This is a genomic window from Streptosporangium brasiliense (genome assembly GCF_030811595.1).
Taxonomy (GTDB): domain Bacteria; phylum Actinomycetota; class Actinomycetes; order Streptosporangiales; family Streptosporangiaceae; genus Streptosporangium; species Streptosporangium brasiliense.
In genome coordinates, this window is the sequence record NZ_JAUSRB010000002.1 from 7,593,034 (window position 1) to 7,607,822 (window position 14,789).

A 14,789-nucleotide genomic window follows, 5' to 3' on the forward strand; every position below is an offset into this window, starting at 1 on the left:
CGCCGACGCCGCGCCCCGACGACCCGGCCGGGGCGGTCCGGCTCACCGGTAGGAGTCGATGAGCCGTGCGAGGTGCCTGCCGGCGATCTCCAGTGGCGCCTCGCGCTGAGACAGCTGCGCCGACAGCTCCGCGCCCTCCAGCAGGTTGATCACGCTGTGGGCGAGGTCGTGCGCCACCTCGTCGGCGAAGCCGGAGCGTCTGAGCTTGTCGCGGACCAGCGCGCGCCAGTTCTCGTAGGCCTCCTCCGCGGCCTGCTGGATCTCGGGCACCCGGCCCACGCTCTCCGACGCCGTGGTGGTGACAGGACAGCCGTCCAGCCAGCCGGACTCGCGCAGCCCCCTGGCCAGTTCGCGGGTGCAGGCGAGAACCGCCGCGGCCGGATCGTCCTCCTGGTCGAAGGCCGCGCGCAGGAACTCCGCGAAGTCCCGGTCCCCGTGGCGGACCGCCTCGACCGCCAGCTCCCGCTTCCCGCCGGGGAAGAAGTGGTAGACCGAGCCCAGTGTGGCCTGGGCCTCCTGGGAGATCTGCTTGAGGCCCGTCGCCTCGTATCCCTGCCGCTGCATCAGGCGGGAGGTCGTCCGGATGATCCGCTCCCGGGTGCCGATCTCGTGCTGGGTCCGCATGGCTCTCATCGTACTTGGTAGAGCGTTCGTTCTAGTCGCGTGCTACCGTTACGCTCTAGATAGAGCGTTCGTTCTAGTGATGAGGAGAGCTGGATGAAGTCCGTGACCGTGATCGGATTGGGCCCCATGGGGCAGGCCATGGCCGGCGCCTACCTCGGCAGCGGCTACGAGGTGACCGTGTGGAACCGCACGCCGGCCAGGGCGGACGAGCTGGTGGCGCGGGGGGCGAGGAGGGCGGAATCCGTCGAGGCGGCGCTCACCGCCAACGAGCTGGTGGTGCTGAGCCTGACCGACTACGACGCGATGGACGCCGTCCTGGCCCAGGCCCCGGAGACCGCCCTGGCCGGCCGCACCCTGGCCAACCTCACCTCCGACACTCCGGAAAGGGCACGTCAGGCGGCCGCGTGGCTGGCCGAGCGCGGGGCCGTACAGCTCACCGGCGGCGTGCAGGTGCCGCCTCCGGGCATCGGCACGCCGGACGCCATGACGTATTACAGCGGCCCCAAGGACGTGATCGAGGCGCACAGGCCTGCTCTTGAGGTGCTGACCGGGATCGAATACCTCGGCGAGGACCACGGGCTGGCGGCGCTGTACTACCAGATCGGGATCGACATGTTCTGGACGGCGCTGACCGGCTACCTGCACGGCCAGGCGGTGGCGGAGGCCAACGGGATCCCGGCCGAGGATTTCCTGCCGCACGCGGTGAAGTTCATGGACCTCCGCTACTTCCTGGAGTTCTACGCGCCCCGGATCACCGCGGGCAACCACGAGGGGGACGTCGACCGGATCTCCATGGGTGTGGCGAGCATGGAACACGTGCTGCGCACCACGCAGGCGTCCGGCGTGGACGGCTCGCTCCCGGCCGCCGTCCTGAAGATCTTCCGCCAGGGCGTCACCGCCGGCCACGGCCAGAACAGCCTCACGAGCCTGATCGGCGTACTGAAGCGACACTGACGTAGCGCGTACGGCCGACCGTCACGGGTCCGGGAACCCCGTCAGACGGCACACCCGGCCCGGTGGCGGCGGGCAACGGCGGCATTTCCTGCCCGCTGTCCCACTTGACGGGTAGATCACAACCTGGTGTGAGACAGTGGCAGACGTGCTCATCCTGGCTGGATGCCCCGTGCACGAGCTGCTGGGACGCCAGGCGACCAGCCTGGCCAGGCAGCTCGTGCACGTCTTCGTCGAGGAGATCCCCCTCTACCGGCGGCTGCCCAGGGAGGAGCTCGACGGCGACATCACCAGGATCACCGAGCACAACCTGCGGATGATCTGCGAGATGTTCCGCCACGGGCGCCCGCCCGCCTCCGCCGAGCTGGCTCCGTTGCGCGCCTCGGCCGCGCGCCGCGCGCAGGAACGGGTCCCGCTCGAAGCCCTGCTGGCCGCCTACCACCTGGGCGCCCGCTGGGTCTGGGACCGCCTGATCGCCACCGCCACACCGGCCGACTTCGCGGCCGTACTCGACATGAACCGCCTCATCCTCGTCTACATCGAGGCGGTGACCTCCGCGGTGTGCACCGCCTACCTCGGGGAGCGCGAGGGCATGCTCAGCCACGAGCAACACGCCATGCACGCCGCCGTCGCCGCGCTGCTCGGCGGCGACCACACGGCCCTGGCCGCGGTACGGCTGGCACCCGGATACCTGGTCATGGCGATCGCGGTGGACGCCCACCCCGACGAGAAGCAGGACGAGCCCGGCGGATCGATCGCCGCGCGGCGCAAGCTGGCCAGGATCAGGGCCGCCGTGCAGCGTTACGCCACCGAGCAGGTCCTGTCCGTGCTCGACCCGGCGGGCGGGCTCGTGCTGCTGCCGTGCAGCGGCGAGACACCGGACCCGGCCGAGGTCGTCGAGGCGATGACCAGGGCGGCCGGGGTACCGATCTGGGCGGCGGCCGAGCAGGCGACGCCCGCCGAGGTCCCGGCCGCCGCGGGGGTGACCGAGGAGGTTCTGGAGGTGGCGCGGATCTTCGGGCATCCGCCGGGCGCCTACCGGCTGACCGACGTGCTCCTGGAGTACCAGCTCACCCGGCCGAGCAGGGCCACCGCCCGGCTCGCGGGTCTCCTCGACCCGCTGCTGGAGAACCCCGACCTGCTCAGGACGCTCAAGGTCTATTTGGAGACCGGGCTCGACCGCCGCCGCACGGCCGAGCTGCTGCACGTGCACCCGAACACCGTCGACTACCGGTTACGGCGGGTGGTGAGCCTGAGCGGGCTCGACCCGGCCGACCCAGCGCAGCTCCAGCAGATCGGAGCCGCGCTGGCGGCCAGAAGGATCACGCCCCGCTGACAGCGGGGATCACCACGTCCGCGAAACCGCGCATCCCACGCGCGTTGGGGTGGAAAGGCGCCGCCGGCGAAGCGGGGACGTAGGGCTCGATCCACCGCGTCCCCGCCGAGGCGCACGGATCGTGGCCCACGCTCGGCGTCTGCAGGTCGATGAAGGCGACGCCCGCCGCCGCCGCCTGCTCCGCCAACGCCTGGTTGAAGTACTGCAGGGTGGCACGGATGTAGTTGGCGTCCTGCTTGATGATCGGCACCCTCGGGTAGCAGCCGTTGAGCGGGGCGTAGGTCCCGTAGCCCACCACGAAGATCCTGGCCTGCGGCGAGCGGGCACGGATGTCGGCGACCAAAGTGGTCAGCTTCGGACGCAGCGCGTCGGTCTTGACCCGCCAGGTGTCCTGCCCGTTCTCCATGTAGTCGTCGTTGCAGGCGTCGCCGACGGGCGGCGGCAGAAGGTTCAGGCAGTCCTCGATGAACCCGGTCAGCCCCACGTCGTTGGCGCCGATCTGTACGGTGACCAGCGTGGTGTCCTGGCTGAGCGCCTCCAGCTGCGGCGGCACCGAACCGAGGTCGGTGCCCTGCGCGCTGTACATGTCCTTGGTGTCGGCGCCCGAGCAGGTGACGTCACGGAACTTGGCGGCCCCGATGGCCTGCGCGGTGAGGTGGGCGTAGTTGCGGTCGGAGCGCCAGCACCCGAGGTCGGGCACCACCTGGTCGGGCACCAGCGGCCCGGAGGCGGCCGAGTCGCCCAGGGCCACATACACCTCACCGGCCGAGGCGTGGGCGGGCGGGGCGAGGGCGGCCACCAGGACGATCGCGGCGATCACTGATCGGATCACGCTGAACTCCCTTCGAAAAGCATCGGCTCTGCGGTACGGGATCTGAGCAGGAGCCCGGCCTCCGCGGCGGTGAAGGACGTCGGCACGCCGCGGCCACGGGGCGCTCCTTGGGGATCAGCGGCGGAAGGGGCCGCTGATCTCGTAGGTGATGCCGCCCGTTCCCGCCCGTTCGCCGCTGGTGCCGCGCTGGGAGGAGAAGTACAGGCGGGTGCCGTCGGGAGAGAAAGCGGGGCCGGTGATCTCGGACCCGCCCTGGCCGTCGAGCCGCAGGACCGGCGCGACCACCCGGCCCGGGGTGATGATGTTGATCTCCATGTTGCCGCCGTCCTCGGCGACGTAGAGATCACCGCCCTGGGTGCCGGTGATGTTGTCGACGCCGTCGAGCGTGCCGGCGCCGTCATAGATCGCCGTCACCGTCTGGCGGACGGCGTCATAGGCCCACACCTTCCGGTCGCCCTTGGCGGTGAAGTAGCAGATCCCGTCCGCGTAGTGGCAGCCCTCGCCGCCGTCGAAGTGCCTGGCCACGCTCACCTGGTGCCTGGTCTGCTTCTGGAAGACGCCGGGCGCCGGGTCGGGTACCGGCCGCCAGAGGTTGTCGGCGCAGAAGACCTCGAGACGGCCGCTGGACAGCTCGCCCCAGACGTTCGGGACGAAGCGGTAGAAGCAACCGTCGTCCTCGTCCTCGGTCAGGTAGACGACCCCGTGATCGGGGTCACAGGCGGCGGCCTCGTGCTTGAACTTGCCCATCGCCGGACGCTGCTGGGCCTCGCGCGCGCCGTACGGATCGGTCTCGTAGACCTTGCCGCGGAAGATCTCCTCACACGACAGCCAGGTGTTCCACGGCGTGCGCCCGCCCGCGCAGTTGAGGTTGGTGCCCGACAGGATCCGGTAGGCCCGCTCGATCGAGCCGTCGGCCCTGAACCTGATCGCCGAAGCGCCCCCGACCAGCGGGACCTCGGAGTTGGACACGTAGATCCAGCCGGTGCCGTCGGCGAAGCAGGCGCCGCCGTCCGGGGCCGGATGCCAGAGGATGCCGCCGACGGAGTGGCCCGACCTGGCCACCACCCTGCTGCTGAACCCGGCCGGCAGCGCGACGCCGTTGGCGTCGGGCCCGCCGAGCGGGCCGTACGGGCTCTCGCCCGCGACCACCGAGGAGGCGAGCGCGGCGTCCTGCCACAGGGTGCCGGACAGAGCGACGGCGGAGAGGGACACGATGAAGGTGCGGCGCTGCATAGGGGCTCCAGTGATCGCCTACATTTCTCCCCCCCAAACCATGGGCTGGCGGCGGTCTTCTGGGAATTGGAAAAGGCAGTAAATCTGAGCTGTCAAACCTGTGACAGATCACAAACCTCGGACGGCCGCCGTGCAGCGCATTGACGGCGGCCGGGCCGATGTGCCGGTGAACAGGGGGCGGTTACGCGGGTGAGATGTTGGCGTTGAGCCGGAACAGATTCTGCGGATCGTAGCGCCGCTTGATCTCGGTCAGCCGCCGGAGGTTGTCACCGAAGGCCGCCTGGACCAGTTCGGGCCCCTCCCCCGGGCCGTCACCGTCGAAGTTGAGATAGGTCCCGCCGGTCGAGAACTCCTCGGCCTGGCTGATGACATGGCGCACCCAGGCGACATGCTCCGCCGGGTCGCCGTCGACCCAGTTGCCGTCCACGCTCAGCATGCTGGTCGCGTCGCGGTCGCCGTACGCTGTCTCGTCCGGGCCCACGCGGCTGACCGCCCCGCCGAGCAGCGGCACGTGGACCATGGACTGCGGCGCGTTCCGCTCGAGCCCGTAGCGCACGATCAGGTCCGCCGCCCGGCCGGGCGGCCCGCTCATGAACAGCGACTTCCAGTAACTGGACAGGGCGCCCTTGGCGAAGAAGAAGTCGAAGGCCGACTGGAACATCCGATACGGCATCGGGGCGCTCAGATCGGCCAGCGGGGTGCCGAGCCGCCGTACCGGTTGGAGAATCTTCTCGCCCTCCTCCGGAGGCCCCGCGTAGAGGGCGCCGGTGATGAGCACCTGCCTGCCGTGGATCTGCGGGGGCATGTGCGGGTCCTGCGGAATCGTCCAGAAGATGGCTCTGGTGGTGACCTCGTCCGGCACCGTCTCCGCCCAGTCGCTCCACGCCCGGAAGACCTCGCCAGGATCTTCGGCGTATATCGGCACCGCGCACATCACGGTCGGCCCGACAGGATGGGCCGTGAACTCGAAGGAGGTGACCACCCCGAAGTTGCCGCCCCCGCCCCGCAGCGCCCAGAACAGGTCCTCGTTCTCGGACCGGTCGGCCCGCAGCAGCCGCCCGTCGGCGGTGACGATCTCGACGGCCCGCAGGTTGTCGCAGGACAGCCCGTACTTGCGGTGCAGCCAGCCGATCCCGCCGCCCAGGGTCAGCCCGGCGACGCCGGTCGTCGACACTATCCCGCCCGGGACCGCGAGACCGAACGCCTGGGCCTCGCGGTCGACATCGCCCCACGTCGCGCCGCCCTGGACCCGGACCAGCCGGGCGTCGGGGTCGACCCAGACCCCGCGCATCCCCGACAGGTCGATCAGCAGGCCACGGTCACGGACGGAGTGGCCCGCGACGCTGTGCCCGCCCCCGCGCACCGCCGCCAGCAGGCCGTGCTCACGGGCCAGGTTGACCGCGTCGATGACGTCGGCGGTGCCCGAACACCTGATGACGAGCGCGGGGCGGCGATCGATCAGCCCGTTCTGCACGGCCCGCGCCGCGTCGTAGCCGTCGTCCTGCTGCGTGATCAACGGGCCCCGGAAGGTCATCCGGAGCTCTTCGAGTTTGTCGTCATCCAGCGTGGCGCTCTCGCCCGAGAGTGTCTCGACCTTGATCGGCATCGGCTGCTCCCTCCGGAACGGTGGGCGGTCCCCGAGCGGCCCTCTCCTCGCGCGAGGCTTTTCCCTGGTGGCAGGGGACCTGGACATTGTCGAGATGTACGGCACGCGGCGGCCCTGTCGGCTCTGTCACCTGCCGCGAACCACGTGGAGCCACCGCTTCGTCCGGCGGCGCCGTTTCGGAATCACCCGTGACTCCAACAGTAACCCGGTCATTTCGATCTTCCTCATCCGGTGGCCACCGGCCGGATGCCTTTACAACGTAGATCAATAAATCCCGGACATCGGACCCCGGACTCCACGGCCCCTGTTGCATTACTGTGTGGCACACAATATTGTGCCTTCATGCTGGACGATGAGCTGCTCTCCACGCACCTGCAGGAACTGCGACGGGGGACCGTCGTGCTCGCCTGCCTGCTCATCCTGGAGCAGCCCAACTACGGGTACGCCCTGCTCGACCTGCTCGACCGGCAGGGCTTCGCCGTCGACGCCAACACCCTCTACCCGCTCCTGCGCCGCCTGGAGAAGCAGGAGCTGCTGACCAGCGACTGGAACACCGAGGAGTCCCGGCCGCGCAAGTTCTACCGCACGAGCGGCAAGGGCCTGGCACTCGCCGAGACCCTGAGCCGCGGATGGGACGAGCTCGACACCGCATTCCGTGCCCTGAAAGGCAAGTCATGATCACCACGAGCGCCCTCACCGACCGCTACGTCGAGGCGATCCTGCGCCGCCTGCCCGAAAGACAGCGCCCCGACATCGAGAAGGAGCTCCGCGCCTCGATCGCGGACGCCGTCGACGACCGTCTCGACGCCGGGAGCGACCCCGCCGACGCGGAGCTCGCGGTGCTCACCGAACTCGGCGACCCGGCGCGGCTGGCCGCCGGCTACGCGGACCGCCCGCTCCATCTCATCGGCCCCGCGCTCTACCTCGACTACACGCGGCTGCTGACGGCCCTGCTCGTGACGGTCGTGCCCGCCGTCGCCGCGGCAGTCGGACTCGTGCGGGGCCTCCAGGGCGGCACCGCCCTCCGCGTGATCGGCGACACCCTCGGCGCGGCGCTCACGGCCGCCGTCCACATCGCCTTCTGGACGACGCTCGTCTTCGTGTTCATCGAACGCGTCGCCGTCCTGCGCCGGACGGCGGCGCGGCCCTGGAGCCCCGCCGCGCTCCCGGAGCCGCCCAGCCGCCGCGCCCGGTACGGCGAGCTGGTCACCGAGACCGTGCTGCTGGTCCTCTTCACGACCTTCATACTGCTCTCACCGCTGGTGAGCACCGAGACGGACGCGGGCGGCGCCCCCATCGGCGTGCTCTCGCCCCAGCTGTGGGAGACCGGCGTCATCCACCTCTTCATCGCCCTGGTGATCGCCGACCTCGGCTTCTCCTTCGCCAAGCACTACGCGCGCTGGAGCGTTCCCCTCGCCGCCGCCGGGACGCTCGTCGGCATCGCCTGCCCGATCATGTTGATCTGGCTCACCGTGGACGACAGGCTGCTCAACCCGGTCTTCGTCACGGCGGCCGGGTGGCCGCCGAGCGTACCGCAGTGGATCAACACGGGGCTCATCGTGATCTCCGTCGGCACGCTCATCCACACCGTCGTCGAGGGGATCACCCGGGCGCGCCGGCGCTGAAAGGTCACCGATCCCCCTCCCAACACCCACGCCGGGCGGACGTCGCCGGTGTGATGCCCCCTGCCCGGAGACCGCCCCGGTCCGCCACCGAGATGAGGAACAGCCGTGAAAGCGATCGTCTACCAGGAGTACGGCCCCGCCGAGGTCCTGCGCCACACCGATGTCGACAGGCCCGCCGCCGGCGACGGCGAGGTGCTCGTGCGGGTCCGCGCCGCTTCGATCAACCACGGCGACCTGGCCGTCATGCACGGCTCCCCCGGCATCCTGCGCCTGGCCTTCGGGCTCCGGCGCCCGAAGAAGACCATCCTGGGCCGCGCCGTCGCCGGGACGGTGGAGGCGGTCGGGCCGAAGGTGACGGGCCTCCAGGTCGGCGACGAGGTGTTCGGCGAGATGAACCAGCGGGGTTTCGCCGAGTACGTGGCGGCGCCGGAGGCGCATCTGGCCCCGAAACCCGCGGAGGTGACGTTCGAGCAGGCGGCCACCCTGCCGGTGGCGGCGACGACCGCGCTGCAGGCGCTGCGGCTCGGCGGGGCCGGACCCGGCCGGACGGTGCTCGTCAACGGGGCCTCCGGCGGGGTGGGCACCTTCGCCGTGCAGCTCGCCAAGACGCTCGGCGCGGAGGTGACCGGCGTCTGCAGCACCCGCAACGCGGATCTGGCGCGCTCGATCGGCGCCCACCATGTGATCGACTACACCCGCGAGGACCTCACCCGGGGCGCGGGCCGCTTCGACGTCATCGTGGACCTCGTGGGCAACCACCAGCTCTCCGGGTTCCGCCGGGTGCTCGCGCCGAAGGGCGTCTACGTCTCCTCCAGCGGCGCCGGCGGCGCGCTGCTCGGCCCCCTGCCACGGCTGCTCGCCGCCGCCGTGACCACGCCGTTCCTGAGCCAGAAGCTCCGCGGGCTGGTCGCCAGGCGCAGCGCCGAGGACCTGACCCTCCTGGCCGGACTCGTCGCGGAGGGAAAGATCACCCCGGTGATCGAACGGACGTTCCCCCTGAGCGAGACCGCCGACGCCATCCGCTTCCTCGAGGCGGAGCACGCCCGCGGCAAGATCGTGCTCACGGTGTGAACCCGGCCCGCCCCCGCCGGTGGCCACCCCGCGGAGGGCACGCTCTCCGGCTCCGGACGGCGCGCCGTCCGGGCGGGCGCGGTCAGGAGAGGTTGAGGCGGCTGAGTTCGCGGCGGGAGGTGACACCCAGCTTCGGATAGGCCTTGTACAGGTGGTATTCGACCGTACGGGGGCTCAGGAAGAGCTGGGCGGCGATCTCCCGGCTGCTGTGGCCGGCCGCGGCCAGCCGTGCCACGTGGAGTTCCTGCGGGGTGAGCGGGGTGGCCGGGGCGGGGTTGACGGCCCTGGGGGATCCGCCGGTCGCGTGGAGCTCGGACCGGGCGCGGGCGGTCCAGGGGGCGGCCTCCAGGCGGGCGAAGGTCTCCATGGCCGCGTGCAGGGGAGCGCGGGCGTCGCCGGGGCGGCGGGCGCGGCGGAGCCATTCGCCGTAGAGGAGCTGGGTGCGCGCCTGCTCGAAGGGGCGACCGCCCTGCTCGTGGAGGGCGAGTGCCTCCTGGAAGGAGGTCTCGTCGTCGCCGGTGAGGGCCTGGCAGCGCAGGGCGACGGCCCGGGCCCACGGTTGCGCGGAGGCCCGGGCCCAGGCCTGGAGGCGGCGCAGCGGTTCCTCGGCGCGGTGCGGCTGGGCCAGCCGTACCGCCGCCTCGATCTGGTCGGGAGCGGAGGGCAGGAGCACCGCGGCGTTGCGGCCCGGGCTGGACCAGGCGGTCTCCAGGCGGTTCAGGGCCGACTCGTGGTCGCCCATGGACAGCTCCAGCAGGCCCAGGACGGCGTCGCCGGTCGGCCGGTAGAGGTGGGGGGTCGCGTCGGCCAGGCGGCGGCAGCGGGACTCGTCGCCCTCGATCGCAGCGATCCGGGCGGGGACGCCGTTGAGCCAGGCGATGCGCTGCTGCAGGCCGGCGTCGCAGGCGATCCCGACGGCCTCGGCCACGGCGGCCTCGGCCTCGCGGTGCAGGCCGGCCCAGACCTGTGTCTGGGCCAGGACCTGCAGCGCCTGGGGCAGGGCGCCGATGAGGCCCTGCTCGCGGCAGCGGGCCACCTCGGCGGCGGCCAGCGCCATGGCCGAGGCGTCGTCACCTATGATCATCGCGGTGAACAGGGCGCGCTCGGTGCCGGGAGCCCGGGCCAGGGAGTCCACCAGCAGCGGGAGGCCGCGAGCGTAGTCGGCGCGCATGAGGTGGGCCAGCCCCTCGGCCATCCGGTCGGAGTGGCCGAGGGCCGCCAGCTTCCGGGAGGCGGCGCGCACGGAGGTCTCGTCGCCGGTGAACCAGGCGTAGGTCACACCGGTGCGGAGCATGGCGGCGCCCTGGTGCGGAGCAACTCGATCGGCGCGGTCCAGGAGCAGGCCGACGGCCTTCTCCTCCTCGCCGAGCTCGAACATCGCGGCCGCGCGCACCGAGGTCAGCTCCGCCACGACGTCGCGGCGCTCCCCTCCGGAAGGACGGCCCGGCTGGGCGGACTCCTCCGCGGCGAGCTCTTCGGCCCTTGCGGCCAGTTCGGCGGCCTGGCCGGGGTGGCCGCCTGACAGGGCCGCGGCCGCCGCTCGGGCGAGCCAGCCGACCTGGTCCTGCCCGGCGGTGGCGAGCCGGGCGGCCTGTCCGTACAGGCGGGCGGCGGCCGCGTAGGCGGTGCGGGCACCGGCCCGCTCGGCCGCGGCCGCGAGTTCGAGGGCGACGCCCGCGTCGGGCTCCATCGTCGCGGCGGCCAGGTGGTGCGCGCGGCAGTCCGGGCTCTCGGCCATCTCGACGAGAGCGCGGTGCACGGCGACACGCCGGGCCAGCGCGGCCCCCTGGTAGGCGGCGGTGGCGATCAGCGGATGCCGGAAGACGACGGCCGATCCGGTCACCTGGATCAGCCCGGCCCGTTCCGCCTCCTCAAGGTCGTCGAGACCGACGCCCATCAGGTGCGCCGCCCGCAGCAACAGCGCCAGGTCGCCCCTCCCCTCGGCGGCCGCCATCAGCATCATCAGCCGGGTCCGCTCGGGCAGCCGCCCGATCTGGGTCCGGAACGACGCCAGCACCCGGTCGGCGATCTGCGAGTGCAGCGGCCCGGCCGGTCGGCCGCGCTGCCCCGCGGCGAACTCGATCAGCGCCAGGGGGTTGCCTGCGGACTCGGCGATGATCTCCTCCCGCAGGACCGGCGCCACCTCGTGCTCGGCCAGCAGGCGGGCCGCGTCCTGGCTGTCCAGCCGGGACGGCCGCAGCTCGCTCAGCCCGGGCGCGGCGAAGCCGTCCTCCCGGGTGGCGAACACCATCGCCACCCCTTCGGCCGCGAGCCGCCGGGCGGCGAACAGCAGGGGCTCCGCGCTGGCCTGGTCGAGCCACTGAGCGTCGTCGACCAGGCAGAGCACCGGGACGTCCTCCGCCAGGTCGGCCAGGAGCGTGAGTACGGCGAGCCCGGTGAGGAAGCGGTCCCGTCCGGCTGCCGGCTCGGCCCCGAGCACGGCCTTCAGCACGGCGGCCTGCGGTCCCGGCAGTGCGTCGAGATGGTCCCGCAGCGGCCACAGCAGCTGGGTCAGCCCGCCGAACGCCAGGTCGGCCTCGGGCTCGATGCCGGTTACCCGCACCGCCCGCATCCCGTGCCCGGCCGCCGTCCGGGCCGTCCACTCCAGCAGCGCGGTCTTGCCGATGCCCGCCTCGCCGCGCACCACGAGGGCGCCGCTGCGCCCCTCCCGCGCTGCGGCGACCAGGGTTTCGAGCTCCGTCTGCTCAGTGGACCGCCCGTACAGCACGCAACCTCCAAGTACCCGGAAACAGTAAATCCTACTGATTCGCCATGCACGTCATCGCTCATACCTTCATCTCCATGAACGAGCTATTTGAGCAGGTCAGCGTAGGCAAGCTGACCCTCCCCAACCGTCTGGTGATGGCGCCGATGACGCGCAGCCGGGCGAGCGGCGGGCTGGTGACCGGTCTGACGGCCGAGTATTACGCACAGCGGGCCGCCGCCGGTCTGATCATCACCGAGGGCACCCAGCCCTCGGTGATCGGCCAGGGATACATCGACACCCCGGGGCTGCACTCGCCGGAGCAGGTGGAGGCGTGGCGCCGGGTCACCGATGCCGTCCACGGCCAGGACGGCCGGATCTTCGCGCAGCTCATGCACTCCGGCAGGATCGGCCACCCCTGTCTCTACCCGGACGGGGCCCTGCCCGTGGCCCCTTCGGCGGTCGCCTCCGGCGGGCAGATCTTCACCGCCGAGGACATGCTCGACCACCCCACTCCACGCGCGATGACGCCGGCGGACATCACCTCGACGGTCGCGGACTTCGTCGCCGCCGCGAGGAACGCGACGGCGGCCGGATTCGACGGGGTGGAGCTGCACACCGCGAACGGCTACCTGCTCCATCAGTTCCTGTGCGGCAGCGCCAACGTCCGCTCCGACGCCTACGGCGGTCCGATGGAGAACCGGATCCGCTTCGCGGTCGAGGTCGCCACGGCGGTCACCGAGGCGATCGGGCCGGAGCGGGTCGGCATCCGCATCTCCCCGGCCAACCCCAACAACGGCATCCGGGAACATGACCCGGCCGAGGTGTATCCGGCCCTGATGCGCGCGCTGGCGCCGTTCAGGCCGGCGTACGTGCACATCATGGAGTTCGACCGGGAGATCACCAAGCTGGTCCGGGCCGCGTGGCCGGGCACGCTGATCCTCAACCCGCACGGCACCGCCGAGGGGAAGCTCGGCTCGGCGGTGGAGGCGCTCCGCGCGGGCCTGTGCGACGCGGTCAGCCTCGGCTCCCTGTGGCTGGCAAATCCCGACCTGCCCGAGCGCGTCAGGGCCGGGGGCCCCTACAACGAGGCCGACCCCGCCACCTTCTACGGCGGCGACCACCGCGGCTACACCGACTACCCGACGCTGGAGGCCCGGTGAGCGCTCCGGCCGCGGGTACGGCGCGGCATGCCGGGGTGTCCGCGTTCTCACTGGCGGTGCTGGCCGGGCCGATGTCGTTCGGGATCGCGGGGCCGGCGCTCATCCTGGACGAGGTGGCCGGCGACCTCGGGGGTCCGCCGGGATCGGCGGCCTGGCTGGTGACGGTGTTCGGGTGGGGCATCGCGGTGGGGACGCCGCTGATGTCAGGGCTGGTCGGCCACCGCGGCATGCGTGCCACGGTGACGGTGTGCGCCCTGCTCGCCCTGGCCGGGGCGGGCCTCGTGCTCCTCGCCCCCGACCTGCCCGTCCTGCTGCTCACCGGTGCCGCGCAGGCGCTGGGCGCCGCGGGGCTGACGGCGATCGCCATGCAGCTGGCCGACTCCCCCCGCCGGATGGGCGTGGCCACGGCCTCGCTCGCCGTGGTCGGATCGGTCTCCCCGCTGGCCGGGTCGCTGATCAGCGACCTGCTGTCCTGGCGGGCCGTGCTCGCCCTGCCGGTCGTGGCCGTGCTGGCCGTACCCGCCGTGTCACGGCAGACGGTGTCACGGCAGGCGGTCCGGTCCGCACCGTCCCCCGGCCGGTTCGACGTGATCGGCGTGGTGGTGCTGACCGGGCTGGTCACCGCGTTGGTGTCCGTGCCGCACCAGCCCGTGGCCGCCGGACTGTGCGCGGTCGCCGCGGCGGCGGCGCCCGGCCTGCTGCTCGCCCAGGCCGCCGCCTCGATCGCGGCGGCCTCGGGCCAGGGAGTGCTGGCGGTCCGCGCCGTCTCGGCGGCCCCCGAGGAGCACAGGCCGGCCGCGATCGGCCTGTTCAACCTGTGCTACCTGCTGGGGACGGCGTTCGGCCCCGCTGTCGTGGCGCTGCCGGCCGGTTGACGGCCCTCCGTCCGGGACCGCACGACCGGCGTCGAGGACGCTCTGCGTGGCACCCCGGAAGCAGAACGGCGGTGTGCCGGCTGACCGCCGCCGACGAGACGCCGACGACGGCCGCCACGGCGTTCCTGCTGTTGCTCACCGGCCTGTGGGCGACACCCGGCCCCGCGCCGGCCTCCCCCGCCAGGCCAGTGCTCACCAGCAGGTGAACTTACCGTCGAACGCGTAATCGTAATACTTCCGCTTTGTGATCTCGGTTACCCCGCTGAACGGGCGGTCGCACTCGACGACGACGTCCCTGGCCTCGGCGAGGAGGTCGTCCCCGGAGACGTCGTCCTCCCATACCTGGATTGTCACTTTGCTGCCCACCGGGAACTTGAGGGGGTTCGACGACGGGATTTCGACCTGATGGCCCTCGTCGGATTCGTTGACGTCGATCGTGCCTTCGGTCGGGGCATAGCGCTGAGTCGATCCATCGCGTACGACGCTGATGAAGACTTCGTCGCCGTTGCTCCAGGTTCCCTCCTCGTCCACGTCGCGGACATTCAGGGTAAGGCCGATTCCGGCTTCGGTTGCGGCATTCGCAGGGGTCGCGCCGGCAAGGGCCAGCGACCCGAGAATGCCTGCCAGCAGAAGAGAGCCGGATTTGGAACGCACGAGCACAGTTTCCCCTTTTCTCGTCCGATCGGTCACGACCGAGATTTCCGCAGCCTCCTTGGAGGGGACTTGCGGATGGCTTGGAGTTCGACGGGAACGGACGGGGAATCACCAT

14 protein-coding genes are annotated in these 14,789 nt (G+C 71.8%); 8 read left to right on the forward strand and 6 right to left on the reverse strand.

Going from position 1 to position 14,789, the window contains the following annotated elements; genetic code table 11:
- Window positions 1-42: 42 nt before the first annotated feature.
- Entirely contained in the window at window positions 43-624 is a 582-nt protein-coding gene (locus tag J2S55_RS43805; protein ID WP_306873676.1) for a TetR/AcrR family transcriptional regulator, read from the reverse strand.
- 93 nt (window positions 625-717) lie between these two features.
- Between J2S55_RS43805 and J2S55_RS43810 the strand changes: the two genes are divergently transcribed.
- Complete coding sequence (locus J2S55_RS43810; RefSeq protein WP_306873679.1) at window positions 718-1,578, forward strand: NAD(P)-dependent oxidoreductase; 861 nt, start codon at window positions 718-720, stop codon at window positions 1,576-1,578.
- Window positions 1,579-1,723: 145 nt separating this feature from the next.
- A complete protein-coding gene (locus tag J2S55_RS43815; RefSeq protein ID WP_306873682.1) occupies window positions 1,724-2,911 on the forward strand; it encodes a PucR family transcriptional regulator in 1,188 nt (395 codons plus the stop codon).
- Here J2S55_RS43815 and J2S55_RS43820 read toward each other — a convergent pair.
- The 3 genes from J2S55_RS43820 to J2S55_RS43830 all read right to left on the reverse strand — a co-directional run bounded on the left by J2S55_RS43820 (window position 2,898) and on the right by J2S55_RS43830 (window position 6,582).
- Window positions 2,898-3,743 carry an SGNH/GDSL hydrolase family protein gene (locus J2S55_RS43820; protein WP_306873685.1) on the reverse strand — a complete coding sequence of 282 codons (846 nt, stop codon included), beginning with the start codon at window positions 3,741-3,743 and terminating at the stop codon, window positions 2,898-2,900. The two genes, J2S55_RS43815 and J2S55_RS43820, sit on opposite strands and share 14 nt — an antisense overlap.
- Before the next feature lie 114 nt (window positions 3,744-3,857).
- Entirely contained in the window at window positions 3,858-4,976 is a 1,119-nt protein-coding gene (locus J2S55_RS43825; RefSeq protein WP_306873686.1) for an alkaline phosphatase PhoX, read from the reverse strand.
- 181 nt (window positions 4,977-5,157) lie between these two features.
- Window positions 5,158-6,582 carry an FAD-binding oxidoreductase gene (locus J2S55_RS43830; protein WP_306873689.1) on the reverse strand — a complete coding sequence of 475 codons (1,425 nt, stop codon included), beginning with the start codon at window positions 6,580-6,582 and terminating at the stop codon, window positions 5,158-5,160.
- Window positions 6,583-6,924: 342 nt separating this feature from the next.
- Between J2S55_RS43830 and J2S55_RS43835 the strand changes: the two genes are divergently transcribed.
- The 3 genes from J2S55_RS43835 to J2S55_RS43845 all read left to right on the forward strand — a co-directional run bounded on the left by J2S55_RS43835 (window position 6,925) and on the right by J2S55_RS43845 (window position 9,278).
- The gene (locus J2S55_RS43835; RefSeq protein WP_306873691.1) at window positions 6,925-7,260 is read left to right on the forward strand and encodes a PadR family transcriptional regulator; all 336 of its coding nucleotides are present in this window, start codon (window positions 6,925-6,927) and stop codon (window positions 7,258-7,260) included.
- On the forward strand, window positions 7,257-8,207 hold the full coding sequence (locus J2S55_RS43840; RefSeq protein WP_306873693.1) for a permease prefix domain 1-containing protein: 951 nt from the start codon (window positions 7,257-7,259) through the stop codon (window positions 8,205-8,207). Before J2S55_RS43835 ends, J2S55_RS43840 begins: the two co-directional genes overlap by 4 nt.
- 105 nt (window positions 8,208-8,312) lie before the next feature.
- On the forward strand, window positions 8,313-9,278 hold the full coding sequence (locus tag J2S55_RS43845; RefSeq protein WP_306873694.1) for an NAD(P)-dependent alcohol dehydrogenase: 966 nt from the start codon (window positions 8,313-8,315) through the stop codon (window positions 9,276-9,278).
- Between the two features lie 82 nt (window positions 9,279-9,360).
- Here the strand turns inward: J2S55_RS43845 and J2S55_RS43850 are convergent, their stop codons facing one another.
- Window positions 9,361-12,006, reverse strand: a complete 2,646-nt coding sequence (locus tag J2S55_RS43850) for a helix-turn-helix transcriptional regulator (RefSeq protein ID WP_306873696.1) — start codon at window positions 12,004-12,006, stop codon at window positions 9,361-9,363.
- Between the two features lie 74 nt (window positions 12,007-12,080).
- Between J2S55_RS43850 and J2S55_RS43855 the strand changes: the two genes are divergently transcribed.
- The 3 genes from J2S55_RS43855 to J2S55_RS43865 all read left to right on the forward strand — a co-directional run bounded on the left by J2S55_RS43855 (window position 12,081) and on the right by J2S55_RS43865 (window position 14,226).
- Window positions 12,081-13,145: an alkene reductase gene (locus J2S55_RS43855; protein ID WP_306873698.1), complete on the forward strand. Its 1,065-nt coding sequence runs from the start codon at window positions 12,081-12,083 to the stop codon at window positions 13,143-13,145.
- Window positions 13,142-14,020 (forward strand): MFS transporter, encoded by an 879-nt coding sequence (locus J2S55_RS43860; protein WP_306873700.1) that lies wholly within the window; start codon window positions 13,142-13,144, stop codon window positions 14,018-14,020. The genes J2S55_RS43855 and J2S55_RS43860 overlap by 4 nt, the downstream gene beginning before the upstream one ends.
- Before the next feature lie 71 nt (window positions 14,021-14,091).
- Window positions 14,092-14,226, forward strand: a complete 135-nt coding sequence (locus J2S55_RS43865; RefSeq protein WP_306873701.1) for a hypothetical protein — start codon at window positions 14,092-14,094, stop codon at window positions 14,224-14,226.
- Here the strand turns inward: J2S55_RS43865 and J2S55_RS43870 are convergent.
- A complete protein-coding gene (locus J2S55_RS43870) occupies window positions 14,213-14,680 on the reverse strand; it encodes a hypothetical protein (RefSeq protein ID WP_306873703.1) in 468 nt (155 codons plus the stop codon). The two genes, J2S55_RS43865 and J2S55_RS43870, sit on opposite strands and share 14 nt — an antisense overlap.
- Window positions 14,681-14,789 lie beyond the last annotated feature (109 nt).

What these genes read in the sequence shown, in the direction of transcription:
- J2S55_RS43835 (WP_306873691.1), top strand. Translation starts at nt 6,925, where the DNA reads ATGCTGGACGATGAGCTGCTCTCCACGCACCTGCAGGAACTGCGACGG.
- J2S55_RS43830 (WP_306873689.1), bottom strand. Translation starts at nt 6,582, where the DNA reads ATGCCGATCAAGGTCGAGACACTCTCGGGCGAGAGCGCCACGCTGGAT.
- J2S55_RS43825 (WP_306873686.1), bottom strand. Translation starts at nt 4,976, where the DNA reads ATGCAGCGCCGCACCTTCATCGTGTCCCTCTCCGCCGTCGCTCTGTCC.
- J2S55_RS43810 (WP_306873679.1), top strand. Translation starts at nt 718, where the DNA reads ATGAAGTCCGTGACCGTGATCGGATTGGGCCCCATGGGGCAGGCCATG.
- J2S55_RS43840 (WP_306873693.1), top strand. Translation starts at nt 7,257, where the DNA reads ATGATCACCACGAGCGCCCTCACCGACCGCTACGTCGAGGCGATCCTG.
- J2S55_RS43805 (WP_306873676.1), bottom strand. Translation starts at nt 624, where the DNA reads ATGCGGACCCAGCACGAGATCGGCACCCGGGAGCGGATCATCCGGACG.
- J2S55_RS43855 (WP_306873698.1), top strand. Translation starts at nt 12,081, where the DNA reads ATGAACGAGCTATTTGAGCAGGTCAGCGTAGGCAAGCTGACCCTCCCC.